Source organism: Bacillus sp. RC242 (genome assembly GCF_044908245.1).
GTDB classification, from domain to species: domain Bacteria; phylum Bacillota; class Bacilli; order Bacillales; family Bacillaceae_G; genus Bacillus_A; species Bacillus_A mycoides.
The window spans coordinates 30,920-56,427 of sequence record NZ_JBIYCZ010000019.1 but is presented as its reverse complement, the minus strand read 5'-3'; the positions used below and the strand labels follow the sequence as shown (position 1 = coordinate 56,427).

Genomic DNA, 25,508 nt, shown 5'->3' with positions numbered 1-25,508 from the left:
CTCCTAAAACAATGATTTCACTCTATTAAATAGAAAAGTACTATAATAAAAAGTTTATCATTATAGTACTTTGTTACTCATACATAGCACATGACATTAATTAAAAGAAATCATAAATAAACGGCTTACGCACCGGCACTACATTCTCAAATGCACGTATCTCCTCTTCGCTACCGCTTATTAAGTCTATTTCATTTAATTCTAGCGGTCGCTTGTAACCAAACATAATAGTAGATAACGCATTAATATCGATTTGAATTCCATTTTCTTTTGCTGTTTCTTCTTTAACGATTGTTATTTCATTATTTTTAAGTTGAACCGTTACGTTATTCCACGGTGCAAATGAATCTGTAATATGTAAAATTACTTCTTGCTCTTCGTTGTTCCAGTTCCATTCATATTGTTTGAAAAACTGTTCTACATCTACAATTCTTCCCATGAAATATGGAGTTACTTCTGCTTTTACTCGTGGTTCTTTTAATGTGTAAAGAAGTGGTTCTGTCTCACTTAGTATCATTTCTAGATCTTTAATCATAGAATCATGTTGGCAGATGAAGTTCCAAAGACCAATTCTTGCTTCATTATGTAATGGGACAAATTCTTCTACTTTCATTTTAGAATTCTCTATTTTGTATAAAATGTAACCAGCCGCCGTTTTATTTTCAACATAGTAAACTGCCAATGTTAAATCATGATACACCGCTTGTAGCCACCATTTACGTCCGCGAACTAACATACCAGAAAATCGTTCTGCAAATGTTTCATATAGATTCTCTACTTCTTCTGGATGATTATCTTTACTAAAACGTTTCACTGTACCATTCACTTGTTTTTTAATTATTAAATCGCTCTTTGTCATCTGACATACGATTCGATTCGCACAAAGTTCCCAGCCGTATTTACGATAAAATGAAACGGCAAATGGATGTAACATCGATACACTATGTCCATCTCTTTTCATAGTTTGCAGTGAATGCTGAAGTAACTCTTTTACATATCCACTTCTTCTATATTCCGGATACGTCGCTACCCCCGCAACGCCGCCCATTTTAAACTTTCCTTTTCCTATGTAAATATGAAAAGGAATTAAGTGCAACTTTGCAGCTAACTCTTCTCCTTCCATAATACCGTATATTTGATGGCTTTCCTTCATTCGTGTAATTTGCTGCTCTACTCGTTCTTCATTTGCTTTATATTGAAAAGCATATTCTGATAAACGTAATGCTTCTCTAAACTTATCTTCTTTTAATTGTATAACGTTCATATATTTCTCCTCCATTCCTCGTTTGAATTATATCATAATTCAAACTATTGTAGTTCGGTAAGTGAAATTACGAGGATGTTTCAACAAAAGATATCGATTTAGAAACAATCTAACATAAAGGCTCTTTTCAACTGCTTTCTATTGGCGGCATAAGAATATTAAAAGCCTTGCGTTCTCTTGGGTTTGCGAAGCTAAGAGGTACCATTGAAAGTGATGAAACTTATGACAACGGCAACATTACGGGCATAAAAAAACCAGTTGATTGAGAGAAACTGGTTCAATAAAGGTTTTATATTGGATATTCATTCAACCAAATTAATGCTTGTTCATAATCATCGAAAAATTTTACGGATTCTTTTGTATTGGATTGTTGTAAATAATTCATTATCTCCCCTTCTTCAAGGAGAAACGCAATTGCCTTACTGTGATTCAAAATGGTTTCATTGAAGAACTTATCTTTCCATGCTTTTTGAACAGAAAAATGATCTGGCGTGTATCCTTTTCTATCCACCAACAATTTGTATTTCCGACCCTCGGAAATGAATTGCTGACAAACCTGCTCGAAGCCATTAAACCATTCATAAACATCAGCTGTATTAATCTTGCCAATTAGATGGGTAACAATTAAATCCCCTGAAACTGTTGTGCTGATATTCTGTTTACTCAACTTGGAACCATCTCCCTTAGTTACAATTATGCGTAAAAATCTCATAAAATCAATAAGGATAAAATTCTTACGTAATAAAGCAACATTATTTAAGAAAAAAGCCAACATAAAAAAGCAGATACATTGCATATCTGCTTCTCATCAATTTATTTAGCTAACGTTTGAAGCTCTTCAAAAAATGTAGGATATGATACGCCTACTGCTTCTGCATCTTCAATCGTTGTTTCTCCTTCAGCAATACAGCCGGCGATCGCCAGCATCATGCCAATGCGATGATCTCCGTGACTATGTACTGCACTACCTTTTAAAGTTGATTTGCCGTAAATAATCATTCCGTCATCAGTTGCTTCAATGCGGGCTCCGAGTTTCGTTAGTTCAGCAACGACTGTATCGATACGATTCGTTTCTTTCACTTTTAGCTCGTGTGCATCTTTAATGACTGTAATTCCATCTGCTTGTGTTGCCGCTAAAGCGATAATTGGGATTTCATCAATCAGTCGTGGAATGATATCTCCACCGATTTCGATTCCTTTCAGCGGCGATGTTTCAATTGTAATATTCGCAGCAGGTTCTGATGCTCCTTCGTTAATCTGCTCTACAGTAAACGTAGCGCCCATTTTCTCAAGAACATCAATAATACCTGTACGAGTCGGATTCATTCCCACATTTTGTAATAGTAGTTTACTATTTGGAATAATTGCACCTGCTACTAAGAAAAATGCCGCTGATGATACGTCACCTGGCACATGAACGTCTGTTGCTGTTAACTTCTGTCCACCCGCTAGTTTTACAGTTTTCCCCACGCGAGTTACCTTTACACCGAACGCTTCAAGCATTCTTTCCGTATGGTCGCGGGAAATATGTGGTTCTGTAACAGTTGTTACACCTTCTGCACGAAGTCCTGCAAGTAAAATAGCTGACTTTACCTGTGCGCTTGCTACAGGTGAAGTGTACTCAATTGCTTTTAAATCTCCGCCACGTATTGTGAGCGGCGTAAATGTTCCTTCTTCTCGGCCATCAATTTTTGTGCCCATTTGTTTTAATGGATTTGTAACACGTTTCATCGGTCTTTTTGCGATAGACGCATCACCTTGTACGCAAGAGAAAAATGGTGTGTTAGCCAAAATCCCTGACATTAATCGGATCGTTGTACCAGAATTACCAACATCTAATACAGCTTTTGGCTCTTGCAAACCTTCTAATCCTTTTCCAATTACCGTAACTTCTTCTCCATTTTGCGTTATCTCTACTCCCATTTCTTTAAAACAAGAAATAGTACTTAAACAATCCGCACCAGGAAGAAATCCTTTAATTGTTGTTTTACCTTCCGCGATTGCGCCAAACATGACAGCGCGATGGGAAATTGATTTATCTCCAGGGATTGTAATTGTGCCATTCAATCCGTTATTTACAGATTGTATTTTTGTTTCTTTCATGTTCTCACCTTCTTTTCTAAATTGTTTCATACGTTTGGTATTCTTCTTTTCCGAGCGCAATTTTTGCCTGCGTTCGATCCTCTTCTCTTTGGAAACTAATTCGTAAAACTCCGAGCAATCCTTCTCGCGCTTCTAATATTTGCAAGTTCGTAATACTAATTTCTTCTTCTGCTAGAATGCTTGTGATATGGGCTAATGCCCCTACTTTATCTAAAACGTCGACGTATAAGTCATGATAGGCAGGAATCGCCCCTCTTTTTCGAACTGGTAAAGAGTCACGATATTCTTTCGCATCTGCAAAATAACTTTGTATTTCTCCTGCATCTCCTTTAGAAACCGTCTTATATAGCTCTTCCATTTCTAAAATCCATTCTTCTAATAGTTCCAATAAATGCCCGCGATTTTGCTTTACGATATCACTCCACATTTTCGGACTACTTGATGCAATACGTGTTATATCTTTAAATCCGCCTGCCGCTAGTTGATGAATAAGCGGATTATCACCAGCATGTTTCTCAACTTGTTTTACTAATCCTGCTGCAATTAGGTGCGGAAAATGACTAACTATTCCTGTTATATAATCATGTTCTTTTGTATTTAATACAAGAAAATGAGAGCCTGTTCCTTTTAACCATTCTTTTAGCTCGTCTACTTGATCCGCCTGTACGTGATTCATTGGCGTTAAAATGTAAAATGCGTTTTCAAAAAGGTGTGCTTTTGCACTTTCAACTCCAGTTTTATGAGAACCTGCCATCGGATGTCCACCAATAAAAGAAACTTCCTTTGAAAATAAAGCTTCCGCTTCGTTCATAATCGTTCCTTTTGTACTACCAACATCGGTCACTATAACATCTTCTCGTAAATGAAATGATGCAAGTTTGTGTAACAACTTTTTCGTTTCTTCAACTGGAGAGGCAAATACAATTAAATTTGCCTCCTCACATGCACGCTGCAAATCTACTGCTACTTCATCAACTACATGTAATTCTTTTGCGTGCTCTACTTGCTCTTTAAATATGTCATAACCGATAATCGTTACATCGTGCTCTTTTTTAATCGCTAATGCAAGAGAGCCTCCTATTAATCCAGTACCGATTAATACTACCTTTTTACACATTTGCCTCATCTCGAGACTTACCTTTTTTATTTTCAAAGTGTTGTTTTAACACTGAAATCACTCCTTCATTTTGTTCCCTAGTTCCGATTGTAATACGGACACCATTTGGGAACGGACGAATAATAAATCCTGAGTGTGCACAAGCTTCATAAATCTCTCCCCCATTATCTACTGGTAAGAAGATGAAGTTTGTTTGCGACGGATAAAATGGAATTTCATTTTCCGTACAAAAACTCTCGTATTGTTGTAATCCCTCTGTATTAACACGTACAATTTCTTCAATAAATGCTGCATCGTTAAAAGCAATCGTCGCTGCTTTTTGCGCTAATGAAGATACGTTAAATGGCAAACGTACGACATTTAATTTCTCGATTAACTCTTCCTGTCCAATCGCATAACCAACGCGGAAAGAAGCTAATCCGTACGCTTTAGAAAACGTTCTAAGTACAAGAATGTTGTTATGTTTTTCTAAAAGCGGTAATGTCTCAGGGAAATCTTTTGCTGTTACGTATTCATAGTACGCTTCATCAATGACAATTAACGTATTTTCACTAATGCTTTCAATGAATTGAGTCAATTTTCGCTCATTCACATATGTGCCTGTCGGGTTGTTCGGATTACAAATCCATACGATTTTTGTATGTTCATCAACTGCTGAAGAAATTTCATCTAGATCATATACACCGTTCTTTAAAGCAATTTCTTTCACTTCACAGCCTTCAATAATTGCATGATGACGGTACTGTGGGAATGTTGCACCAGCCGTAACAATATTATCTCCTTTACATAGTACTGCACGGCTGATAATTTGAATTACTTCATCAAGACCACTACCACAAAGCACTTGTTCCATTTGAACTTGTAATTTCTCTGCAATAGTTTGACGGAGTACTTCAGCACCTCCGTCAGGATATAAAGCATGCTCCTCCCACGATTTTTGTAATTCTCCTAAAACACGAGGTGAACAGCCAAATGGATTTTCATTTGATGCTAACTTAACAAATGAATGATTCCCGTATACTTCTTTCATTTGCTCTGGTGATTTACCTGGTTTATACGGTTGTAATGATGATAGTTGATCTTTTACTCGCATGTTAAATCCACCTTTTCATTAAAATTCTTTTGCGTATTTGTTATGTTGCGAAATATTTTGTTTTAGTAATTCCATGCGATCTTTTCCGAATTGCTCGACTAGTGCACCGGCAAGTTCCCATGCAACGACAGCTTCAGCTACAACACCTGCTGCTGGTACTGCACAGCTATCAGATCTTTCAATACTCGCTTGGAACGCTTCTTTCGTATCAATATCTACGCTTGCTAACGGTTTATATAATGTAGGAATTGGCTTCATTACGCCTCTTACGACAATTGGCATACCTGTTGTCATACCGCCTTCTAAGCCGCCGGCATTATTCGTATTTCTCGTGTATCCTTTTTCTTCATCCCATAAAATTTCATCGTGCACTTTACTTCCTGGCTGTCTTGCCGCTTCAAAACCAATTCCGATCTCAGCACCTTTAAATGCATTCACGCTCATAATAGCACCGGCAAGTTTTGCATCTAGTTTACGATCGTAATGAACGTAGCTACCAACTCCAATCGGCATTCCTTCTGCAATGACTTCGACAATACCGCCTATAGAATCCCCGCTACTTTTCGCATTATCAATCGCATTCATCATTTCTTGTTCTACTTCTTTATCTAAACATCGAACTGGTGAATTTTCAGTTATCGTTTGAATTTCTTCAATTGGTAAGTTTGAAATACGCTTCGCTTGTACCCCACCAATTTCAAGAACATGCCCTGCAATTTCCACGCCTAATTCTTTCAAAATTTGTTTCGCAACTGCACCAGCAGCTACACGAACTGTCGTTTCTCTTGCAGATGAGCGCTCTAATACGTTTCTTATATCACGATGGCCATATTTAATTGCTCCGTTTAAATCCGCATGTCCTGGACGTGGTTTTGTAATTGTACGTTTCATTTCTTTACTTTCTTGCTCCGAAATTGGTTCAGCACCCATTACCTTCGTCCAATGTTTGAAATCATCATTTTTTACGATTAACGTAATTGGTGAACCAAGTGTCATTCCGTGACGTACACCACTTGCAATTTCAACTGTATCTGTTTCAATTTGCATGCGTCTTCCGCGCCCATGCCCTTTTTGTCTTCTTAATAATTCTTTATTAATATGTTCCGCTGTTAATGTTAAACCTGCTGGTACACCTTCTAAAATAACTGTTAACTGCGGCCCATGTGATTCTCCAGCTGTAATATATCTCATTTCTCTTGCCCCTTTACTATTTTTTTGTACAAAAAAGTCCCTACTGAGCGCTCAGTAGGGACGATGTTTATCGCGGTACCACCCTAGTTGTAGACTTCTTTCGTCTACCTCTCTTCTTCTTTAACGATCGTTTGACCGTCTTTCTCTCCAAAAGTTGGCGGGAAAGATGCTCCAAGGCTGTAATTCATGCTTACCTTTGTACTGATTCACACCGGCCATCAGCTCTCTTTAACAGTGAGATAAGCACTACTGTTTCCTCTTCAGCGCATTTATGATATGGAATTAAGATAATTTATTTTTGAAACCTTTTAACTCATCCATGAATCTATGGAATTCTGGAATATCCATTTGTTGCGCAGAATCTGATAACGCAACTGCTGGGTCTGGATGTACTTCCGCCATTACTGCATCTGCTCCAATTGCAAGTGCCGCTTTCGCTGTTGGTAATAATAAATCTCTACGTCCTGTTGAATGTGTTACGTCAACGATAACTGGTAAATGTGTTTCTTTCTTTAAAATCGGTACTGCTGAAATATCTAATGTGTTACGTGTCGCTCTCTCGTATGTGCGAATACCGCGCTCACAAAGAATAATTTGGTCATTACCTTGTGCAATAATGTATTCCGCTGCATTAATGAACTCATCAATTGTTGCTGCTAACCCACGTTTTAGTAATACTGGCTTGTTAACTTTACCTACAGCTCGTAGTAAATCGAAGTTTTGCATGTTACGTGCTCCAACTTGAATTACATCAACGTATTCTAGCGCCATTTCTACGTCATTCGGATTTAAAATTTCACTAATAATCGCTAAGTCGAACTCATCTGCTACTTGTCGTAAAATTTGTAAACCTTCTACTCCCAAACCTTGGAAATCGTATGGAGATGTTCTCGGTTTGAAAGCACCGCCGCGCATTAATTTAAGTCCTTGATCTTTCATCGCTTGCCCTACTTGGCGAACTTGCTCTAAACTTTCTACCGCACAAGGTCCCATAATGAACGTTTGTGTTCCGTTTCCAATCAATTCACCTTTAACATTAACAATTGTATTTTCTTTTTTCTTTTTACGTGAAACTAGTAATGCTTTACGGTTATCATCTTCTTGCAATTCTAAGCTAGCTTTGAAAATCGTTTTGAAAATATGTTGAATCGTTGACGTTTCGAATGGTCCTTCGTTATGCTCTGCAAGCATATCAAGTACTTCACGCTCACGTACTGGATCAAAGCGTTTCGTACCTTGTACTTGTTTTTGCTCTCCAATTTTTTGAACGATTTCACCGCGTTTGTTTAATAGGTGTAATAGTTGTAAGTTAATTTCATCTACCTGTTTACGTAATTGATCTAATTCGTGATTTGCCATTTGGAAATCCTCCTCTAATGTTTTAAAAGTATAGTAAGAGAATAAAAAATTCTCTATTTTCTGAACTGGTTAATTATACACATTTAAAGTGGAATCGATACCTCTTCTTATTTTAAACTAATAATTACCATAAAGACACTAACTACTAGTTAATAAGCCACTTTTTTGTACAAAAAAGCCCTACTGATTCAATCAGTAGGGACGATATTTATCGCGGTACCACCCTAGTTGTAGACTTATTTCGCCTACCTCTCTTCATTTTTAACGATCATCTGACCGTCTTTCCCTTCATAAAGACAATAACTATCTTTACTACGAAAAAGATGCTCCAGGACTGTAATTCGCTCTTGTTTTTGTACTGGTTCGCACCAACCACCAGCTCTCTGTTACAGGGAAACAACAACTACTTCTTTTCCTTTCAACGCGTGACTATTTTATTTTCAAGTTGGACCACTAAAATACAAAAAGTCCCTACTGAATAAATCAGTAGGGACGATATTTATCGCGGTACCACCCTAGTTGTAGACTAACTTTCCGTCTACCTCTCTTCACTGTTAACGATCAATTGACCGCTTTTCCTTCATAAAGACAATACTATCTTTACTACGAAAAAGATGCTCCAAGACTGTAATTCATGATTATCCCTGTACTGGTTCACACCAACCACCAGCTCTCTGTTACAGTAAGACTAACCACTACTGTGATCTCTTCATTGCACTTTGTTTATTCAAATGTTTTTGAAATTGAATAAGTATGATTCGTATTATAGAACGCTTTTCAAAACACTGTCAATAACTTTTTATATATTTTTTAAAAATTCCACTTCCGCCCTATGATTCCTCTTGTAAATTCTCCGTTACGATTCCGATGCGAATTATTTCATTTTCTATTAAATTTAATACATGTCTTTCTACTTCATACCTGGTTAATAGTTCTTTTATTTGTATGATCTCACTTTCAAGTAAATCGGCTTCTTGACACGTCTGAAGTAAAGTGAAAAACACATTTGCATACAATTCTTTATACGCTTTCATACGCTCTTTCTTTTCAAGTATCTCTATAAACAACTGTTTCATTTCTTCTTGATTAGATTGTCCTTCCACACCTTGAAATTTACTCGAAATAATATTTAATCCTTTTTCTAAAACCTCATCCATGCATAAAACAATACGTAAAAGCATCATATATTCTCTCGTTGTTATTACGCCCATTTTCGGACGTTCTCTTAAAAACACACTAAGCCACGCTGTCCAAAATTTTTGTTGTTCCTTACCACTTAACGTTTTTACGTAGTAGCATAAATACTGCATAAATTTAATTTTATTCTCTTCGTTTTCTTGCATCAAAAGTGGATATAACCAATCTGTTTTTTGCTCCCAATATAATACGCATTTAATAAATACAAAGCTAAGCCATTTTAAAAATGCTTCTCTCGTATATGGATGTAGTGCATCTAAATGTTCTACTGCATACTTAATATATCGTCTTATTTCTGTAAACAAAGGTAGATTAATTTGCGTATAACATAATCCCGCCCACGCATATTTCGTAAGCTCACTTTCTTTCTTTAAATCTAAGTAAGGTAATACATTTTTCCGACACCATTGCTTCTCAATATGGTATAAAAACGTAATATCTGCTGTTAAACGCGCAAACATGAAATTCGTTCTTTCCGAAGTAACCCTTACCTGCTCCTCAAATAAAAATAAATATTCATACACGTTGCGATCGTATAAATGATCATATGCTAGCAGTTTTAGTAATACAGCAGTCATCTTCCCAACAGGATGCTGAATAGATTCATTGTAAAACTCTTGTTTTCCAATCTTAAAATCCGATTCCCCTCTCATAACTTGTGGAAGTACAGAAAAAGCAAAGCGTTTTACAATCCTTATACTATTTTCATCTAGCTCTTCTAATCGATTACTAATTTCATATAGAAAACTACTAATTAACCAATGAAAAGCAGTATTTCTAATAAATTTCTGCAATAACGGAATGATTTTTTGAATTTGTTCATTCGCCAAATTCCGGTTATTTCGCCACTCTCTAATACATACAAACCATACTTCATTACTAATTTCGTGCACGCCTACTAGTTGATAAGCAAACGAAATACTCCACTCTACATTCAATTTACACGCTTTTGATAACATCTCTAAAAAATGGCGTTGCTCAAAAACACCATCTCTTGAAAATTGCCGAACTTGCTCCATTATTTCATCGTCTTTCAGCTGCAGTAATCCATCAGCTGTTACATTGCATGTAATACGTTGTTCATTTGCCTCTTTCTTTGGAACACTGTATAGATCTGAAGAAAAATGGGGGTGTTTCTGTTTCATTAGCTCGTATCCTTCCGCCGTACACTTACTATTCGAATCACACGTGAATAGTAAGTCTAATACAAGACAAGCATCAAACGCCCGCTCTTCTGCAAGATACTCTAATACATGTTGAATTACTTCTTCTTTCGTTTCCTCTAAAGCATCTGCGTAATAATTCTTTAAAAGTTGAAACACTTCATGTTTACATGTGAAATCTAACAGAACATCCACATGTAACAACCACTTCAGTTTGTCATCCGCTGTAACGAATACATTATTAATCATTGCTTCAATTGCAATTCGCTTTTGAAGTACACTAGCAGTTTCTATCATTTCTGTAATATAATGATTTGCTTTTTTCTCATTGTTTTCACATAAATATGTAAGACACTCTTTTACAATTTGAATTAAAAATGTAAAATCATTTTGCTGTAACTCCTGCTCTGAAATTTCTCTATCTCTTCTTTTCAGTGCATTTTGTCTTAATGACAATAGTTGTATCTTTTCTAACCCCGTAACCATAATCGGATTTGCGTAGTAAGCGATATGTGGTCTCATTTTCTCTTTCCAAATTCGCTCCACATGAGAAAAAATAGGCATCGGTATACGACTCGATTCCTCGAGTTCAATCGACTCTTGCGTATCATTTCCCCATCTTCTTACACGCTTCAATTTAAGTTTCCCGTCTAAAATAAACGTTAATAGCAACAAGCCAATTTCTTTATGCTCAGGGAAAGAACATTTTTGCAATAAATATGTGATCATTTCAATAGAGCTACTATCTTTCTCTGCTGTTTCTAATAAAAGCAATGTCCATCTTGCAAACAACAAAGGGTCCATCGTTTCTTTCGTTTCGTTTAAGTAAGTACAAATTGTTCGCCACCATAATGGGGATATTTTAGAATGATTTTTAAAAATCAATTGAAATAGTTCTTTTTGATGACTAAATAGAAATTGCTCCACCAACCATTCCGCAAGCAATTCATCTACTTCATCATAATTTGCTGTAAGCAGAAATAAATTTCTTAGTTTCCCTTCTGCTTCAAGCCATTCCACCCATTCATAATCACGAGCAAATTCAACGAAGTACCGAACGGTTTCAATTTTTTTTATTGACTGTTTTATATAGGATAATTGCTCCTGCTCTACTGATGGAGGAACGGTTACAATATCACGAATACGCATTCTTTTCGTAATATAATTATCCCCCATTAATTCCGCCCACCGCTTCACCGCTTTCACAAGCGCCTGATGATTATTTGCTTTATTCGGATACACAATCGGTCTTATCCCTAAATGCTCCCAATGATATGTATTATCACCTTGTGCGACGAAAGCATAACGCCTTGTACTCGGTGGTAAGCCTGTTGCTAAATATTTCATTACAGGATCATTATGACTATACCCAACGAATAAAACAGTGTAATTTGAGAATAAATCAACTAAAAATCGTCTCGCCCATCCTTCTGTTAAGTAAGCCCTTCCAAAATCACCATCCGTTAAAATTAAAGCTTCTTTCTCTTGTTCTACATTCCCATGTATGTAAGCCAACCCTTTAAACGCTCTCCCTGTCGGTAAAGCAGGTGCATAATAAATATTCAGCTCTCTATTCATTTCTGTAATTACAGACGTAAAATGTTGATCAAAGTTTGTCGTTACAATTCGAACATCCGTATCTAACGGAAACAGCTTTGGAATCGCATAGTGTAATGGATTTGGTTTTGATTTTTCTATATTAACGAGGTCTCTTGCAACTTGATGCACATCTTTCGTTTTCGCAATTTTACCGAGATAATAATCGTGGGGTTCTGTCATCTCACGCCTTTCGACATATAAAGCTTTCGAAATTTCATCAACTAAATCATCGAAATTCGGTAAGTTTGATTTCCCCTTCATAGAAACTCCTGCTCCAACGAATAATACTAACTTACCTTGTTCAAGGTGATCGATTAACTCATCTGGAATTTCTACTTCTGAAGTTATCCACATCCCGGATTCCCCCTTACCTAAAAATGTCATACGCTCTCATTTCACTATAACATTTTTTAATTGTTTTTTTAATATTTAGATAAAATTTCAGCATGATAAAGTTTTATATAAATTAAACCGTTCCAATGTATGAACTCCTGAATTTATTGTAAAACTATGTATAAATGGGAGGTGTAAATATTGAGTGATATTACTGTAATACTTATCAAATTTATATCATGCATCATCGCTTTTAGTATCGGACTAGCTCTATTTTTCCCAGCAACGCTCGTCCAAATCATTTCTTTTAGTCTCTTCGTCACAATCGTTTCTTATATGTTTGTTGATAAAATTATTTTAAATCGAATTGGCAATTCCGCTGCCATTATGACGGATTTCTTACTTACGTATTTAAGCGTTTGGATTTTTGGTAATATTTTATTAGACAACTACATGCAAATTGCATGGGGCAGTATCCTTTCTGCCATCGTCTTTACATTATCAGAAGTAATCGTCCATCGCTTTTCTAATTCCCACACAAGGCACAGCAATGATAACATTCGAATTAATCGCCGGTTTGCATATGGCACGGAGTTTGCTGAAGAACAGAATGTGTTGGATAAAGATAAGAAGAAATAAAGCCATAATTACTGGTGCAAAAAAGTAGCTGTCTCATCAGTCGAATTTTTGACGATGTGGCGCTCCTTTTTGTTTTTTGTACTATCAATACGGTGAATGAAATTATATCAACGATTCGACAAGAAATATCAATTTGTCGACAACGTTTGATAGGCTATCTTCAAATAAAAAAGCTGCCCCATTAAGAGACAGCAACTTCTGTAATTACGCTTTTACTTTTAAATCTTTTAACGTAATAACATCTGCAAATGATCCAAATACAACATTATGATGTTTTACAATATCTTCAGCGCGTAATACATCTGTGTCAAATGTACTATGTGCATCACTTACTAATGTTACTTTATACCCTTCACTAAACGCTCTTCGCGTTGTCGTATCAACACAGTACTCTGTTTGCATTCCTGAAATAATAACATGCTCAATCCCTTTTCCTTGTAACACTTCGTTTAAGTTTGTCTTATGGAATGAGTCTGGAGTCGTCTTTTCAACGACAAGCTCCCCTTCTCGCGGAGCAATCGCCGCATGCACTTTCCAGCCATCTGTACCTTTTTCTAACGGATGACCTTTTGGCCCGTTATGTTGTACATAAATAACCGGAATACCATTTGAACGACATTCCCCAATGAGCTCTTGCAACGTTTCTAAAAACTTTTCCCCATTATGTACTGGGATTCCTGCTGTATACATACCCGCTTGCACATCAATAACTAGTAATGCCTTTTTCATTTCACACAGCTCCCTTTATTTTTATAAGCCCCTGCATATTTATTATAATTGTTTATATTCTACCATCCAACAATCTTCTAATTTCCCCTCATGCAGTTCATGTTTCTTTAATATCTTCACCTTTTTAAATCCGCACTTTTCATAACAGCTTATCGCACGTTCATTATTTACTCTAGGATCCATCGCGATTGCTTCCGCACCCAATTTCTCCATAATGTATGTAATAGCTGCTTGAACAAGTTTTGTTCCAATTCCTTTTCCCCAAAAAATCGGTTCACCGATAAATTGGTCCATTCCCCATACATTCTGCGATTCTCCATATCCATATAACGCTTTCCATTCAGAATCAACTGGATACATTTGAATGTAACCGATTGGAACGGCATCAAATTCTATTAAACATCTTTTTTCATGACCGTTTGGATGATGTATAAAATGATCAAGCACCTTTTCTACAGATTGCGGATTATCTCGTCCTTCGTAATACTGCAGGACTTCTGGATCTGTTAACCATTTAGAGATGATAGATGCATCTTTGTCATTAACATATCTAACAGATAAATTCCCTTCTTGAAATAGCATGTGACACCTCTATTGTTCATTTATATTTTTTCTTGCTGTTAAATCTTTAATTGCACCTATTAATGCATATGGCAGTAATGTAATGGTGAAAAATGCTGTAAATACATTAAATTGCGGAATTTGATATGGTGTGAACCATTCTGTGAAAAATTGAGAATTTAATATTCTATTAAAAAATTCTCCGCCAGGTCTAAAGTTTGGTGCCCATGCAGTAACTTCGCAAGTAATAAATAGTAATTGTACAATTAAAAATGCTCCTAGATAGCGAAACCACGTCCGCTTCCATATAGGCTGTGCCTTTTTCATGTATCTCCCACCTGCTTCATCCTTCCTTTATTTTTCATCACATTAATTATACACTTTATTTTGTAAAAAAATGTAAAAAAATTGTAAATAATACACGAAACACTACAATTGAAAACTACTTCTACTTTTATAATTTATATGTTGTCAGCGAATTCGTTTAACAGTTCGCCCTGACAACCCTAGCTGGACAAAAGTTTTATAGCAAAATATGATTTGCCGATTACAATCTTTTAACTTACGATGAGTTTACCTATTCGCTATTCGCTATTCGCTGTATCTTTACAAATAAAATTTAAACTGTTCAACCTAGAACAAATCCCCTAAACTATTACTTAACCAACTAAGAGATTGTCTCACATAAAGCGATTTGAAAAATCAATACAATTTGGAGATGAGACTTTGAAATCAACATTAATTATTCTTCGAGGAAACTCCGCAAGTGGCAAAACAACAATCGCAAAAGAACTGCAAGAGCATTTTGGCCAAGGGACACTACTAGTCTCTCAAGATGTCGTGCGTAGAGACATGTTAAAAGTGCACGACACAATGGGTAACTTATCTCATGATTTACTATTTGAAATTACGAAGTATGGAAAAGGAAAATGTGAATTTGTTATTTTAGAAGGTATTCTAAACAGCGGTAGATATGGAGATATGTTAAAAGAATTAATACATTATTTTGACGACGCACATACATATTACTTCGATTTATCACTAGAGGAAACCATTAGACGACATAATACAAGAGAAAAACGGCATGAGTTTGGTGAGGATTTATTAAGTAAATGGTATAACCCTCACGATACAATTGAAGTTGATAAAGAAACTATTTTTACAGATGATTTCATACAAAAAGACATCTTTCATACGATTCTTAATGATGTGACACATCAAAAATAAGACTGACTTTTTATGTCAGTCTTATTCTTTTATGTTCCTTGAATTTCAGTTTTCATAACGGAACAATCTTTACATACATAATAATATATATTCATTTCCCCAAACTGGAAATCAACTACTGAAATAAGTTCCCGTTCTTCAAGATCTTGTGTAATTGTAGCAACATATTTCATCTCTTTCGAACAAGTTGGACATCCTAAATCTTCTGGAACATCACCATATAAAGGCGCTCCTAACAATCTACATATATATTCCGAACCGAATAAGTCAAAAGCTTCCCAGTAACTATCTTCATTTTTCATATTCGTTAGCTTTACATTAGTTTTTGGAAGATTGACCGGTAGCTTATACTCAGCTTCCATAATCCACTCTTCCGTATTGTCTTGTTTTATTATTTGTACCGTTTTGCCCCCATTACTTAATTGAAAATATTGCGGCTCCCACACCATCGCACAATTCAAACAAGAGATGAATGGTAATACAATCAATTCAGCATTTTTAAGTTCAGCAAGTTTCTCATCTTTCAAATCAAAACAAAAAATTTGATGCATTTTCTCACCGCATAACTTACACAATGGTAATTCACAATCTTGACCACCGAAATAATGATTATATGAATCTTTCCCTTCCATTACTCTATACCCTTTTATTCCATCCCAATGTTCGCCATATAATTCCATTGTCATTTTTAATCCTCGCTTCATTTAAATCTGATCCACTTTATTATAAGAAAATAAACATTACAAGTCGTCATCTTCCTGAATAGTTTCCATAATAAAACCTTTTAAATTTGGGGCTATTTCTTCAATTTCAGCATCTTCGTGATACCAAATATATATTTCATCATCCATTATTCCGTTATTTATTTTAAAACACAATTTATCCCCTGAACCATCGTCACCAATTATAATAAGATCTTCAGGCATATGCTCATCGCTCAACTCAACGTTTTGTCTAACTATATCATCCCAAGTTTTCATTAAATTTCTATTATCTTTAATAGGATATAGTATCCATTCTCCTATTTCGGCGTTATTAACTAATTTAAAAAGATCCCTATATTGTGCTGGAAAAATAGCACCTAACTTTTCTTCGGTTTCTTTTATATGTAATTCAAATACTCCTTGTTTCTTTGTTTCAATATATCCTCTTACTTTTTTCATGAAATACACCTGTCCTTTAAACTTAATTACAATATTGTAATTCAAAATATAATTGCCAATAAACCGCAACTTCATCACTTTCAGCCTGATTACTCCAACAATTATGTTATATAAAAATGCTATGTAAATGATTTAATCGGTTTTACTTATATATTTCATTATACGTTAACTCTTCATTGCCATCATACTAGTATTCTGTATTTCCCGATAAATTTCAGTTCCACACCAAACCACAAACTCACTTAAATAAAAATAAAAATTAAAACTCAGCTCGTTCTTAATATATTTGTATTTTATAGACATAATACAAGTTTCATGTTTAATTTAAGTTTTGGTGCAGATTTAGCAACACATCCCTTAAAAATCCTATGTCAGATCAACAAAGTTTTCCAATGAATTACACTAACTCAAAAACAAAAGCCAGTCTCAATATTAGAGAACTGACTTCTATTTGGATAACTATAATTATTATAAAACTTTTACTTTAACAGTTTGCCTTCCCCAGTTCATAGCTTTACTTTTTGAACCCATTAAAACATCAATACGATTTCCTTTAATAGCACTACCAGTATCACCAGCAATAGCTTCTCCATAACCTTCTACCCATACTTTAGATCCTAATGGAATTACCTTCGGATCTACTGCGATAATTCTCATATTAGGATTTGCCGTTAAATCATGACCCATCGCAGTTAAAACGCGTCCACCATATGTACCATTTTCACTTGGATCAGCAGTATATGCTGTCGCTACTACCGTTAATTCACGTTTAGCAGACTGTGTGTTATTTTTAGATACTTCTTGTGTCTTTGTTGCTTCTTTTGCTTTCGCTTCTTCTTTCGCTTTTTCTATTTCTCGTGCTTGCGCTTCTTCCTTAGCCTTTGCTATTTCCTGCGCTTTTGCTTTTGCTTCTTCTTTTGCTTTTTCTATTTCTCGTGCTTTTGCTTCTTCCTTAGCCTTTGCTATTTCTTGTGCTTTTGTTTCTTCCTTTTCTTTTTCCATTTCTCGTACTTTTGCTTCTTCCTTAGCTTTTGCTATTTCTTGCGCTCTTGCTTCTTCCTTTTCTTTTTCCATTTCTCGTACTTTTGCTTCTTCCTTAGCCCTTGCTATTTCTTGCGCTTTCGCTTCTTCTTTTACTTTTTCTATTTCTTGTACTTTTGCTTCTTCCTTGGTCTTTGCTATTTCTTCTGCTTTCATTTCTTCCTTAACTTTTACTCTCTCTGTTACTTTCGCTTCTTCTTTAGGCTTTACTATTTCTTCTGCTTTCGTTTCTTTCTGCTCTTTTGTTGTTTCTTTCGCTTTTGCTATTTCTTGTACTTTTGCTTCTTTCTGCGCTTTTACTTCTTCCTTTGCTTTAACTGCTTTTTGTATTTTCGCTACTCGCTTCGTTTTCTCTTCAGCTTTCTTTTCAATTGGTGCTGTACTTGATAGGAAAGAAACATTTGCATAGGCTGTTTTTCCTTTATACTCAAATTGCAGCCAGCCATCTTTTACTTGATGTGTTGATTCAATTACATCATCTTGTTTCAGTCTGCCAAGAATTTCTGATTCTGTGTTTGCTTCAGTACGTACATTTAACAAATTTGCTGTTACATGGTAAATATCTTTTGTAAACTCCGAACTTACAAATACTTCTTTACCATTTAACTCAATTTTTGACCACCCATCTTCGGTATTTATGACTTTTAACTCTTGCCCATTTTTTACTTTTTCGACAACTTTTGATTCTGTAGTCGGTTTTTCACGTACATTGAGTACATCTGCTGTTACGATCGTTTCTGCGGTAACAGTTGTAGTAAATGCCCCCAATCCAAAAAACGTTGCTGTTGCTGCGCCAATTATTTTTTTCATAATAGCCTCCATTACATTTTTTTGAATTCTATGAAATCCTTCCATTAAATTAGGGAATTCCACAGAGTATCAAAACATTTGTAACAGTATATTAATACCACTTAATATACTGTTTTTAAAACTTCCTACTCCAATATTATCAAATTTTCATTTCTAATTCTATACATTATAAATCTATTTATCTTCTATAAACTCTTCATGACCTTCTACTTCACACTAGATAGTTGTCGCAATTCCTGCCAAGAATAAACTTACAATTGCTAAAAATGGCGTTCCAGCTATTGCACCTCTTAAGTGAAACTTATTGTCTTTATATCCTTTCATTCCCTCAGTACTAGGAATAACAACAAATCTTGGAGTAATCCAGCAAAATATAAGCCAATCGATTATTAATAAATCTACTAAATTGAAAATCATTACAATCCCAAAAGTATGTAAATAGGCTCCAATATACAATAATTCCCCATGGTGATGTAGTATATATGTAGAAACTAAAGGCGTTCCGAAGAGAATAATATTGTAAATAATTCCGAAATAAAATGTTTGTTTTTTCTCATTTATCGATTTTGGCAAAACTACTTTTTGAATATCTTTCGGATAATCATTTAACCAAAGGCGAGGATTATAATATATAGACCCTAACATCATAATAGACAGTATAAAAGACATGGAAATACTGACAATCACCATTTGTTCAAATTGCCCCACAAATGTCCCTCCTTATTTGAAATTTTGACGTACGTAATTCACTTAATTAGACATTGTATGCATGTTATGACTTAAAAATCATCTAATACCATTAATAAAATTTTTTTATTACAATCCGCTTTTTCCTAACGTCCATTCTTATTTCTTGCAATATGCATGCAAATTTAATAAAGTGAACATCTAATTAGTGTTGTTGAATTTCGCTAATTATTACAGAGTACATATTTTCAAATTTACATAAAGATAGGATTGGTGAAACGAATGAAAATCGAACATATAGCACTTTGGGTAAATGATTTAGAATTAATGCGTACTTTCTATACAAAGTACTTTAATGGTAAAGCAAACTCTTTATATCATAACGAAGCAAAGCAATTTGAATCTTATTTTATTACGTTCGAATCTGGAGCAAGGCTTGAACTTATGCGTAAAAAAGGTATAGAGAATGAGCCTAACCTTAATATTACTGGTTATGCACATATGGCATTCTCAGTTGGAAGTGAAGAACGTGTAAATGAACTAACAAAAACGTTAAAAGAAGCTGGTTCTCCTTTATTAAATGGACCACGTTTCACTGGAGATGGCTATTACGAAAGTGTAATTAGTGATCCGGAAGGCAATCAAATAGAGATCACTATTTAACTATCGTTTATCTTTTCTGAAGAACAAATAAAAATTCGTTTGGAGGAACCCTATGCATAAACTGCATTTCAAAAAATTTGAAGCAACAGATTTTAGTCCATATTTCCAGCTCGTATCAAATGAAAGAGTGATGGCACAAATTACAGAGCGTGCTATTCCGCTAGAAGAGGCACAAAACGACTATGAAAAATTGTTAAGGCGCAATGAAAAGCATAAACTGTTTGGGTCTTATAAAATTTATGACAGTGCAACAAATGAATTTATCGGCCTTGGACATGTAACAGTGAATGAAGATAACGTAAAAGAAGCTGAAATTGGGTATATGATTTTGCCAGAGCACTGGGGAAAAAGATATGGTAGTTATATTGCAAGAGAATTAATTGAAATAGCGAAGCAGACAGATGTAAACGTACTAAAGGCAATTATCGATCCAAATAATATCCCCTCTCGAAAAATATTAATAAACGTTGGTTTTACATCAGATGTAGTTTGTGAGATTGATGGATTACCTGGGGAAATTTTAAGTATATATATTTAACTTTATTAAGGCAATGCTGCATTTGAGATACATGTAGTGTTGCCTTTTATTTATTATCTCGATTCCCCGATAGGCCCGAAAATCCCATTCTAGGAATAATCCCCCTCACTCACTCATTCATCTACTTATAACGTATAGTCAGTTCTATTTTTCTATTTGATTTTACACCTGACGAATAACATTTTAGATATTTTATTATGTGACAAGGGGAGAAGACTTAAATGAGTAATCAAAATATTGAACTTACAGGACGTATCGTAACTCCCGGAAATCCAGAATATAATTCCGCTCGAGAGGAATTCAACACATTTTTCAACAAATTCCCATTAATCATTGTCTTTGCTCAAAATACACAGGATGTAGTAAATGCAGTTCTCTGGTCGAGACAGCATAACGTACCTATGCGCATGCGCTCTGGTCGTCATAATTACGAAGGGTTATCCGTTAACAATGCTGGAATTGTAATTGATGTAAGTGAAATAAAGCAATTAGAAATAGATCATAATGGTGGGACTGTTACAATCGGGACTGGATGGAGAAACCTTTCTTTAACTGAAACACTCGCAGCTGAAGGGTTAGTTGTGCCAAGCGGCGTTTGTCCTACTCCTGGTATTGCAGGTGTGACATTAGGCGGTGGACATAGTGTACTCTCCCGTCCATGGGGATTAACTTTTGATCATTTAATTGAGCTAGAGATGGTTGACGCCAACGGTTGTATTATACGAGCCAATGCTAATCATAATTCTGATCTCTACTGGGCGTATCGAGGTGCAGGTGGTGGTAACTTTGGAATATGTACTTCCTTCAAGTTTCGAACACATAAAATTAATACAGTGGGATTTGCAGAAATTAGTTGGGGCTTAAAAGATTTAAAACCTGTACTAAAGTCATGGCAAGAATATACCCTCCCTTGCGCTGATAAGCGATTTACATGCACCCTCTTCATGTCTTCAGGGGTAGAACCATCGTTATTGATGCAAGGAGTATTCCTAGGTTCAGTCCAACAATTGCAAGCACTTCTACAGCCATTATTACAAACTGGTTTACCATTAACAGTAACTATAAATGAAATACCTTGGGTAGAAGCTGCAACACGAATTGCTGCAACACAACCTATAGCGCCTTTACCATTTAAAAGTGTAGGTCCATATTTGTATGCACTATTGCCTGAAGAAGCACTCACGATCATCGAGCACTTTATAAACAATTCACCGCAGCATGCAACAACCTCTCTATTTTCCCATGGATTAGGCGGAGCCGTAGCTGAAATATCGAACGAAGCTACAGCTTATTTTTACCGAAAAGCACTTTCGAACATGTCAATATTCTCCACTTGGGATCAAGAAGAAGGTGCTGCCGCAAGCATTCGATGGACCGAAGATTTTCGATTAGCAATGTTACCATACACAAAAGGCGTTTACGTTAATACACCCGACCTCTCCATTAAAGATTGGCCGGATGCTTACTACAGCTGTAACTTTGATCGGTTAATGGAAGTAAAGGCTAAATATGACCCAAAAAACATTTTCAACTTCCCGCAAAGTATTCCGCCCTTTTAATAGTCGATACTGAAATTTATAGTTTATATTTCTAGCAAAAAAGGAACGATTCTTTCCATAAAAATTATGGGAAGAATCGTTCTTTTTCTATGCTGGATATATTTCATTTTTTTTTCATCTTTTTTTAATGTTCTTTTCATCCTAATTTCATCTGAATCTCATTCTTATTAGTTACACTCAGTTTATACATAAATAACTAGTAAGGAGGAATCATATATGAAAAATTATGAGACGGACCAAAATAAGAATAGAAATAGTATCCCTCTTCCTGATGAAGTCACTTCTGTTTCATCACGAAGTTGGCAGATGCTGAGCAAAGTTCCAGAAGTCACGATTTTCTTCTGGATTATCAAAATCATGGCAACTACAGTGGGCGAAACAGGCGCGGACTTCTTAAATACAAACTTGAACTTCGGCTTGACTAAAACGACCTTTGTTATGAGTGCTCTCTTGTTTATAACACTGTTCTTCCAGTTCAGGTTGAAGAAGTATGTTCCCTCGGTTTACTGGCTCACTGTTTTGCTAATTAGCGTTGTTGGCACGCTGGTCACCGACAATCTTACGGACAACTTCGGGATCGCTTTAGAGACTACAACCATCGTTTTCACTCTTTTGCTACTGGCAACTTTTGCTGCTTGGTATGTGAGTGAGAAGACACTGTCCATTCACTCTATTTACACAACAAAACGTGAAGTATTCTACTGGTTGGCTATCCTATTCACCTTCGCATTAGGTACTGCAGCTGGTGATCTCGTAGCAGAAAGTCTCAACTTAGGTTACTTGATTTCAGCGCTCATATTTGCCGCATTAATTGGGGCTGTATCCATCGCTTACTACCGCTTCAAATTAAATGCAGTGTTGGCCTTTTGGATCGCTTATATTTTAACTCGTCCTTTCGGCGCCTCTTTTGGAGATTATTTATCACAGCCTCACAATTCCGGTGGTCTTGGTCTCGGTACCGTGGGAACTAGCTTAATTTTCCTCGCAATAATCTTGAGCTTAGTTATTTATTTGACCAAGACGAAAAAAGACGTGAACCCGAGCGTACATTAATATATATTTTATCTGAACCTTAAAATAGGTGACATGATTTCATAATCGTTAGTACAAATTTCAAACAAAAGAAAATAAAAGATGAGATACTACTTTTAAACTACCAGTAGTATCTCATCTTTTATTTCTAATAAGCGTTGGGTTTCATTTTCTACATTTCTTTTTTCATTTAATGTTAATTGGATTGATTCTAACTCTCGAATGATTTTTATAGCTTTCTCTTGCCTATTTAGTGCAAGTAAAACATCTATTTGAACCACTTTCGCTTTAAAATATAGTTCATTAGAAACTGAATCGCATTGTTTATTAAAAACAGATTCTAATAAGTTGCTTGCTGCCAGGAAATCTTCTTTTGGATAGGCATATTTATAAGCCAATTTATATATTTTTTCAAACTTAGAGGCAGCTTTTGTCTGTTTATTTTCCTCGCTTATTAAAAGTGTTGAATCGCCTAACGGCTCTCCTATAATAAGTGTGTTTCCACTTGGATCAGTAATATTACACCTTCGATCCTCTACCGTAGTATTTAATCTAGAAATACGAGGTACTCCCTTCATAGGAATTTTGCCATAATATTTTTTAAGGTTCGTTTTCAATATGTTATATACATCATCAATGTTTGAAACGACAATGTAGCATCCAACATGTTTTTGCTCTATATCAAAATTCTTATCTCCGAAAAAACTAAGTTCTGTAAATTCATTTTTTACAGATGCAAAACGATATGGTGCTTTTTGATAATACGTAATATCGAATCCTAGTGCTGTGTAAAATTCTAGTTGCTCGTCTATTTCAAACAGGCAATCAAAGATTGGTATCGTTCGATTTCTTTTCAACTCATTCAGCTCTTTTTTTTTCATACATAATCTCCTTTATTGAGTGGATTAGATTTCAAAGTATACTTACTTTCTAAAGTGATTTCCTATTATTTTTCGTGACAATATTGTGAACAAGCCCTTTTGTATATATTAAAATTTATATATAAATATACTATTATATATTATTCATCCCTCTTTTTTCAAGATACATTTATAGCAATCTAATCAGTGGAGGTTTTGTTTATGTCCGCTATATAAATCACATTTAACAAAACGACTCATTCCCAAGCCCCCAACTAAACCATTTTCCATGCCCTTCCGTTTCCCCAACCGTTTCACAATATTCGTTTCCATTAATATAATAATCAATATGAAGGTCCCGGTCCCACATGTTGTTATATAGGTGGAATACATCACGTTTTGCACCAATTTCTTTAATTTGTTTTTCTAGCGTATGTTTCACACCTTCTGGTATTTGATTCGCTACATGTGTATGGAAAATACAAATCACTGCATCTTCCCTTATTTGATCTACAATGGATGGTAGAAGCACTACACCATCTCCTTCAATTAATTGCACTGATTGTTCTTTTACAAGTTCTGCTGCTTGATCGAATAGTACCAGTCTTTCTTTATGTTCTGGCCAAATAAGCGCTCGTAACCATAAATAGTCTTCGTCATCATTTAAATCGTTCACGTGTAAATCTAGTCCGATTCTTTCTACGACAGGTGGACTTTGTTTTAGCAGATTCGGCATATTCTCCCCTCTTATTTCAGAGGTTAAATGAACATTCGATTGTGTATTTCCATACACTTCTTCCATTCCATATGAATAACTATATTGATCCCAAAATAGTTGTAATCCTGAACTTGTACCAATTTCTATTAACGCTAACGGTTTGTTCACTTTATTAAATATGTAACAGAAACTTGGATACAAATAGGCACATCGTCTTACTTCATTCGTTTGAACGAGTTTCGTTTGTAATAAAGTAATTATTTCTTCACGATATACATGGCAAAAATCTTTAAATTGGTGAAAGGCATTTTCAAAATTTGTATCAGCATTTTCAACTAAACTTTGATAATAGTTTTTTAAACTGTGCTCTTTTCCTTTTAACAATAAATAATGGACTGCACCTAATAATAAGTTTGGGACTGGTTGACCAGGTTGTGCGTAGGAAGCTAACGTAAGAACTTCCTCATCTTCAGAAATTTTTATTGATAAATATTCGTATAAGTCACTAGATCCTTTACATTCATTCACAGAAAAGTTTCGAAATAAGTTTGCGACTTGTTCTTTTGTAAGCATTGGTATCCCTCCTTAATTATTTTCAGAATAATCTTATCATCTATTTGTTATTTTTTTCAAATAAGATGTAATAAAAACAGATTTTTACAAATTCTCAAAGATTAAAACTTAAAAATAAAAGTATTAGTAAGTTTTTTTGAGATAACATCAAACTGGAATTCTTCTCCAAATTCCGCTTTACTACAATGCTTTTTACCCTTATGGCAGAAGAATTCTACAAAATAAAGCGTTAAATAGTTTAAAATTATCAGATAACACTAGATATTTTAGTCTATTAATTATTATAATA

At 35.2% G+C, this 25,508-nt stretch carries 23 protein-coding genes and 3 other annotated features; of the genes, 6 read left to right on the top strand and 17 right to left on the bottom strand.

Annotation, left to right across the window (positions count from 1 at the left end):
• Positions 1-100 precede the first annotated feature (100 nt).
• From ABH957_RS26025 to ABH957_RS25990, 8 genes are all read right to left on the bottom strand, one after another.
• Entirely contained in the window at positions 101-1,264 is a 1,164-nt protein-coding gene (locus ABH957_RS26025) for a GNAT family N-acetyltransferase (RefSeq protein WP_404512527.1), read from the bottom strand.
• A gap of 289 nt (positions 1,265-1,553) precedes the next feature.
• The gene (locus tag ABH957_RS26020; RefSeq protein WP_033734078.1) at positions 1,554-2,060 is read right to left on the bottom strand and encodes a SpoIIAA family protein; all 507 of its coding nucleotides are present in this window, start codon (positions 2,058-2,060) and stop codon (positions 1,554-1,556) included.
• A gap of 17 nt (positions 2,061-2,077) precedes the next feature.
• Positions 2,078-3,367, bottom strand: a complete 1,290-nt coding sequence (aroA, locus tag ABH957_RS26015; protein ID WP_404512525.1) for a 3-phosphoshikimate 1-carboxyvinyltransferase — start codon at positions 3,365-3,367, stop codon at positions 2,078-2,080.
• A 16-nt stretch (positions 3,368-3,383) separates the two neighbouring features.
• Positions 3,384-4,484, bottom strand: coding sequence for a prephenate dehydrogenase (gene tyrA, locus ABH957_RS26010; protein ID WP_404512523.1), 1,101 nt, complete (start codon positions 4,482-4,484; stop codon positions 3,384-3,386).
• Positions 4,477-5,577 carry a histidinol-phosphate transaminase gene (hisC, locus tag ABH957_RS26005; RefSeq protein ID WP_002136935.1) on the bottom strand — a complete coding sequence of 367 codons (1,101 nt, stop codon included), beginning with the start codon at positions 5,575-5,577 and terminating at the stop codon, positions 4,477-4,479. Before hisC ends, tyrA begins: the two co-directional genes overlap by 8 nt.
• Before the next feature lie 18 nt (positions 5,578-5,595).
• Positions 5,596-6,768, bottom strand: a complete 1,173-nt coding sequence (gene aroC, locus ABH957_RS26000; RefSeq protein ID WP_404453432.1) for a chorismate synthase — start codon at positions 6,766-6,768, stop codon at positions 5,596-5,598.
• A gap of 53 nt (positions 6,769-6,821) precedes the next feature.
• Positions 6,822-7,041: a binding site (T-box leader), on the bottom strand.
• A gap of 9 nt (positions 7,042-7,050) precedes the next feature.
• Positions 7,051-8,127: a bifunctional 3-deoxy-7-phosphoheptulonate synthase/chorismate mutase gene (locus ABH957_RS25995; protein WP_002013433.1), complete on the bottom strand. Its 1,077-nt coding sequence runs from the start codon at positions 8,125-8,127 to the stop codon at positions 7,051-7,053.
• A 194-nt stretch (positions 8,128-8,321) separates the two neighbouring features.
• Positions 8,322-8,558: a binding site (T-box leader), on the bottom strand.
• A gap of 54 nt (positions 8,559-8,612) precedes the next feature.
• Positions 8,613-8,849 (bottom strand) — a binding site (T-box leader).
• Positions 8,850-8,957: 108 nt separating this feature from the next.
• Positions 8,958-12,470 carry a DUF4020 domain-containing protein gene (locus ABH957_RS25990; RefSeq protein ID WP_404512521.1) on the bottom strand — a complete coding sequence of 1,171 codons (3,513 nt, stop codon included), beginning with the start codon at positions 12,468-12,470 and terminating at the stop codon, positions 8,958-8,960.
• Between the two features lie 150 nt (positions 12,471-12,620).
• Here ABH957_RS25990 and ABH957_RS25985 point away from each other — a divergent pair, with 150 nt between their 5' ends.
• On the top strand, positions 12,621-13,058 hold the full coding sequence (locus ABH957_RS25985) for a YndM family protein (protein ID WP_002032800.1): 438 nt from the start codon (positions 12,621-12,623) through the stop codon (positions 13,056-13,058).
• 204 nt (positions 13,059-13,262) lie between these two features.
• On the opposite strand, the gene ABH957_RS25980 is transcribed toward ABH957_RS25985, so the two are convergent.
• From ABH957_RS25980 to ABH957_RS25970, 3 genes are read right to left on the bottom strand one after another with little or no spacing between them, the layout of a single operon-like run.
• On the bottom strand, positions 13,263-13,787 hold the full coding sequence (locus tag ABH957_RS25980; protein WP_404453426.1) for a cysteine hydrolase family protein: 525 nt from the start codon (positions 13,785-13,787) through the stop codon (positions 13,263-13,265).
• A gap of 42 nt (positions 13,788-13,829) precedes the next feature.
• Positions 13,830-14,369, bottom strand: coding sequence for a GNAT family N-acetyltransferase (locus tag ABH957_RS25975; protein ID WP_404453423.1), 540 nt, complete (start codon positions 14,367-14,369; stop codon positions 13,830-13,832).
• 9 nt (positions 14,370-14,378) lie between these two features.
• The gene (locus tag ABH957_RS25970; protein ID WP_193653291.1) at positions 14,379-14,675 is read right to left on the bottom strand and encodes a YfzA family protein; all 297 of its coding nucleotides are present in this window, start codon (positions 14,673-14,675) and stop codon (positions 14,379-14,381) included.
• A 399-nt stretch (positions 14,676-15,074) separates the two neighbouring features.
• Between ABH957_RS25970 and ABH957_RS25965 the strand changes: the two genes are divergently transcribed.
• Entirely contained in the window at positions 15,075-15,575 is a 501-nt protein-coding gene (locus ABH957_RS25965; RefSeq protein WP_404453419.1) for a kinase, read from the top strand.
• Between the two features lie 29 nt (positions 15,576-15,604).
• Here ABH957_RS25965 and ABH957_RS25960 read toward each other — a convergent pair whose 3' ends face one another.
• From ABH957_RS25960 to ABH957_RS25945, 4 genes are all read right to left on the bottom strand, one after another.
• Positions 15,605-16,261: a hypothetical protein gene (locus ABH957_RS25960; RefSeq protein WP_404453903.1), complete on the bottom strand. Its 657-nt coding sequence runs from the start codon at positions 16,259-16,261 to the stop codon at positions 15,605-15,607.
• 54 nt (positions 16,262-16,315) lie between these two features.
• Entirely contained in the window at positions 16,316-16,738 is a 423-nt protein-coding gene (locus tag ABH957_RS25955; protein WP_404453416.1) for an SMI1/KNR4 family protein, read from the bottom strand.
• A gap of 468 nt (positions 16,739-17,206) precedes the next feature.
• Positions 17,207-18,589 carry a cell wall-binding protein EntB gene (gene entB, locus ABH957_RS25950; RefSeq protein WP_404512519.1) on the bottom strand — a complete coding sequence of 461 codons (1,383 nt, stop codon included), beginning with the start codon at positions 18,587-18,589 and terminating at the stop codon, positions 17,207-17,209.
• Positions 18,590-18,805: 216 nt separating this feature from the next.
• On the bottom strand, positions 18,806-19,297 hold the full coding sequence (locus ABH957_RS25945; RefSeq protein ID WP_404512517.1) for a nitroreductase: 492 nt from the start codon (positions 19,295-19,297) through the stop codon (positions 18,806-18,808).
• 261 nt (positions 19,298-19,558) lie between these two features.
• On the opposite strand from ABH957_RS25945, the gene ABH957_RS25940 reads away from it, so the two are divergent.
• The 4 genes from ABH957_RS25940 to ABH957_RS25925 all read left to right on the top strand — a co-directional run bounded on the left by ABH957_RS25940 (position 19,559) and on the right by ABH957_RS25925 (position 23,089).
• The gene (locus ABH957_RS25940) at positions 19,559-19,939 is read left to right on the top strand and encodes a VOC family protein (protein ID WP_002142261.1); all 381 of its coding nucleotides are present in this window, start codon (positions 19,559-19,561) and stop codon (positions 19,937-19,939) included.
• Between the two features lie 52 nt (positions 19,940-19,991).
• A complete protein-coding gene (locus ABH957_RS25935) occupies positions 19,992-20,477 on the top strand; it encodes a GNAT family N-acetyltransferase (RefSeq protein WP_404453409.1) in 486 nt (161 codons plus the stop codon).
• A 221-nt stretch (positions 20,478-20,698) separates the two neighbouring features.
• Positions 20,699-22,036: an FAD-binding oxidoreductase gene (locus ABH957_RS25930; protein ID WP_404453406.1), complete on the top strand. Its 1,338-nt coding sequence runs from the start codon at positions 20,699-20,701 to the stop codon at positions 22,034-22,036.
• Positions 22,037-22,252: 216 nt separating this feature from the next.
• Positions 22,253-23,089, top strand: a complete 837-nt coding sequence (locus tag ABH957_RS25925; RefSeq protein WP_404453403.1) for a COG4705 family protein — start codon at positions 22,253-22,255, stop codon at positions 23,087-23,089.
• 95 nt (positions 23,090-23,184) lie between these two features.
• Here ABH957_RS25925 and ABH957_RS25920 read toward each other — a convergent pair whose 3' ends face one another.
• Together ABH957_RS25920 and ABH957_RS25915 are read right to left on the bottom strand one after the other, a co-directional pair.
• Positions 23,185-23,949, bottom strand: coding sequence for a VOC family protein (locus ABH957_RS25920; RefSeq protein WP_404453400.1), 765 nt, complete (start codon positions 23,947-23,949; stop codon positions 23,185-23,187).
• Positions 23,950-24,172: 223 nt separating this feature from the next.
• A complete protein-coding gene (locus ABH957_RS25915) occupies positions 24,173-25,219 on the bottom strand; it encodes a DUF2332 domain-containing protein (RefSeq protein WP_404453397.1) in 1,047 nt (348 codons plus the stop codon).
• Positions 25,220-25,508: the final 289 nt, after the last annotated feature.

Excerpts from the sequence above, each read along its gene's own strand:
- ABH957_RS26025 (WP_404512527.1), bottom strand. The coding sequence starts at position 1,264 with ATGAACGTTATACAATTAAAAGAAGATAAGTTTAGAGAAGCATTACGT.
- ABH957_RS26020 (WP_033734078.1), bottom strand. The coding sequence starts at position 2,060 with ATGCAATGTATCTGCTTTTTTATGTTGGCTTTTTTCTTAAATAATGTT.
- aroA (WP_404512525.1), bottom strand. The coding sequence starts at position 3,367 with ATGAAAGAAACAAAAATACAATCTGTAAATAACGGATTGAATGGCACA.
- tyrA (WP_404512523.1), bottom strand. The coding sequence starts at position 4,484 with ATGTGTAAAAAGGTAGTATTAATCGGTACTGGATTAATAGGAGGCTCT.
- hisC (WP_002136935.1), bottom strand. The coding sequence starts at position 5,577 with ATGCGAGTAAAAGATCAACTATCATCATTACAACCGTATAAACCAGGT.
- aroC (WP_404453432.1), bottom strand. The coding sequence starts at position 6,768 with ATGAGATATATTACAGCTGGAGAATCACATGGGCCGCAGTTAACAGTT.
- ABH957_RS25995 (WP_002013433.1), bottom strand. The coding sequence starts at position 8,127 with ATGGCAAATCACGAATTAGATCAATTACGTAAACAGGTAGATGAAATT.
- ABH957_RS25990 (WP_404512521.1), bottom strand. The coding sequence starts at position 12,470 with ATGACATTTTTAGGTAAGGGGGAATCCGGGATGTGGATAACTTCAGAA.
- ABH957_RS25980 (WP_404453426.1), bottom strand. The coding sequence starts at position 13,787 with ATGAAAAAGGCATTACTAGTTATTGATGTGCAAGCGGGTATGTATACA.
- ABH957_RS25975 (WP_404453423.1), bottom strand. The coding sequence starts at position 14,369 with ATGCTATTTCAAGAAGGGAATTTATCTGTTAGATATGTTAATGACAAA.
- ABH957_RS25970 (WP_193653291.1), bottom strand. The coding sequence starts at position 14,675 with ATGAAAAAGGCACAGCCTATATGGAAGCGGACGTGGTTTCGCTATCTA.
- ABH957_RS25960 (WP_404453903.1), bottom strand. The coding sequence starts at position 16,261 with ATGACAATGGAATTATATGGCGAACATTGGGATGGAATAAAAGGGTAT.
- ABH957_RS25955 (WP_404453416.1), bottom strand. The coding sequence starts at position 16,738 with ATGAAAAAAGTAAGAGGATATATTGAAACAAAGAAACAAGGAGTATTT.
- entB (WP_404512519.1), bottom strand. The coding sequence starts at position 18,589 with ATGAAAAAAATAATTGGCGCAGCAACAGCAACGTTTTTTGGATTGGGG.
- ABH957_RS25940 (WP_002142261.1), top strand. The coding sequence starts at position 19,559 with ATGAAAATCGAACATATAGCACTTTGGGTAAATGATTTAGAATTAATG.
- ABH957_RS25935 (WP_404453409.1), top strand. The coding sequence starts at position 19,992 with ATGCATAAACTGCATTTCAAAAAATTTGAAGCAACAGATTTTAGTCCA.
- ABH957_RS25930 (WP_404453406.1), top strand. The coding sequence starts at position 20,699 with ATGAGTAATCAAAATATTGAACTTACAGGACGTATCGTAACTCCCGGA.
- ABH957_RS25925 (WP_404453403.1), top strand. The coding sequence starts at position 22,253 with ATGAAAAATTATGAGACGGACCAAAATAAGAATAGAAATAGTATCCCT.
- ABH957_RS25920 (WP_404453400.1), bottom strand. The coding sequence starts at position 23,949 with ATGAAAAAAAAAGAGCTGAATGAGTTGAAAAGAAATCGAACGATACCA.
- ABH957_RS25915 (WP_404453397.1), bottom strand. The coding sequence starts at position 25,219 with ATGCTTACAAAAGAACAAGTCGCAAACTTATTTCGAAACTTTTCTGTG.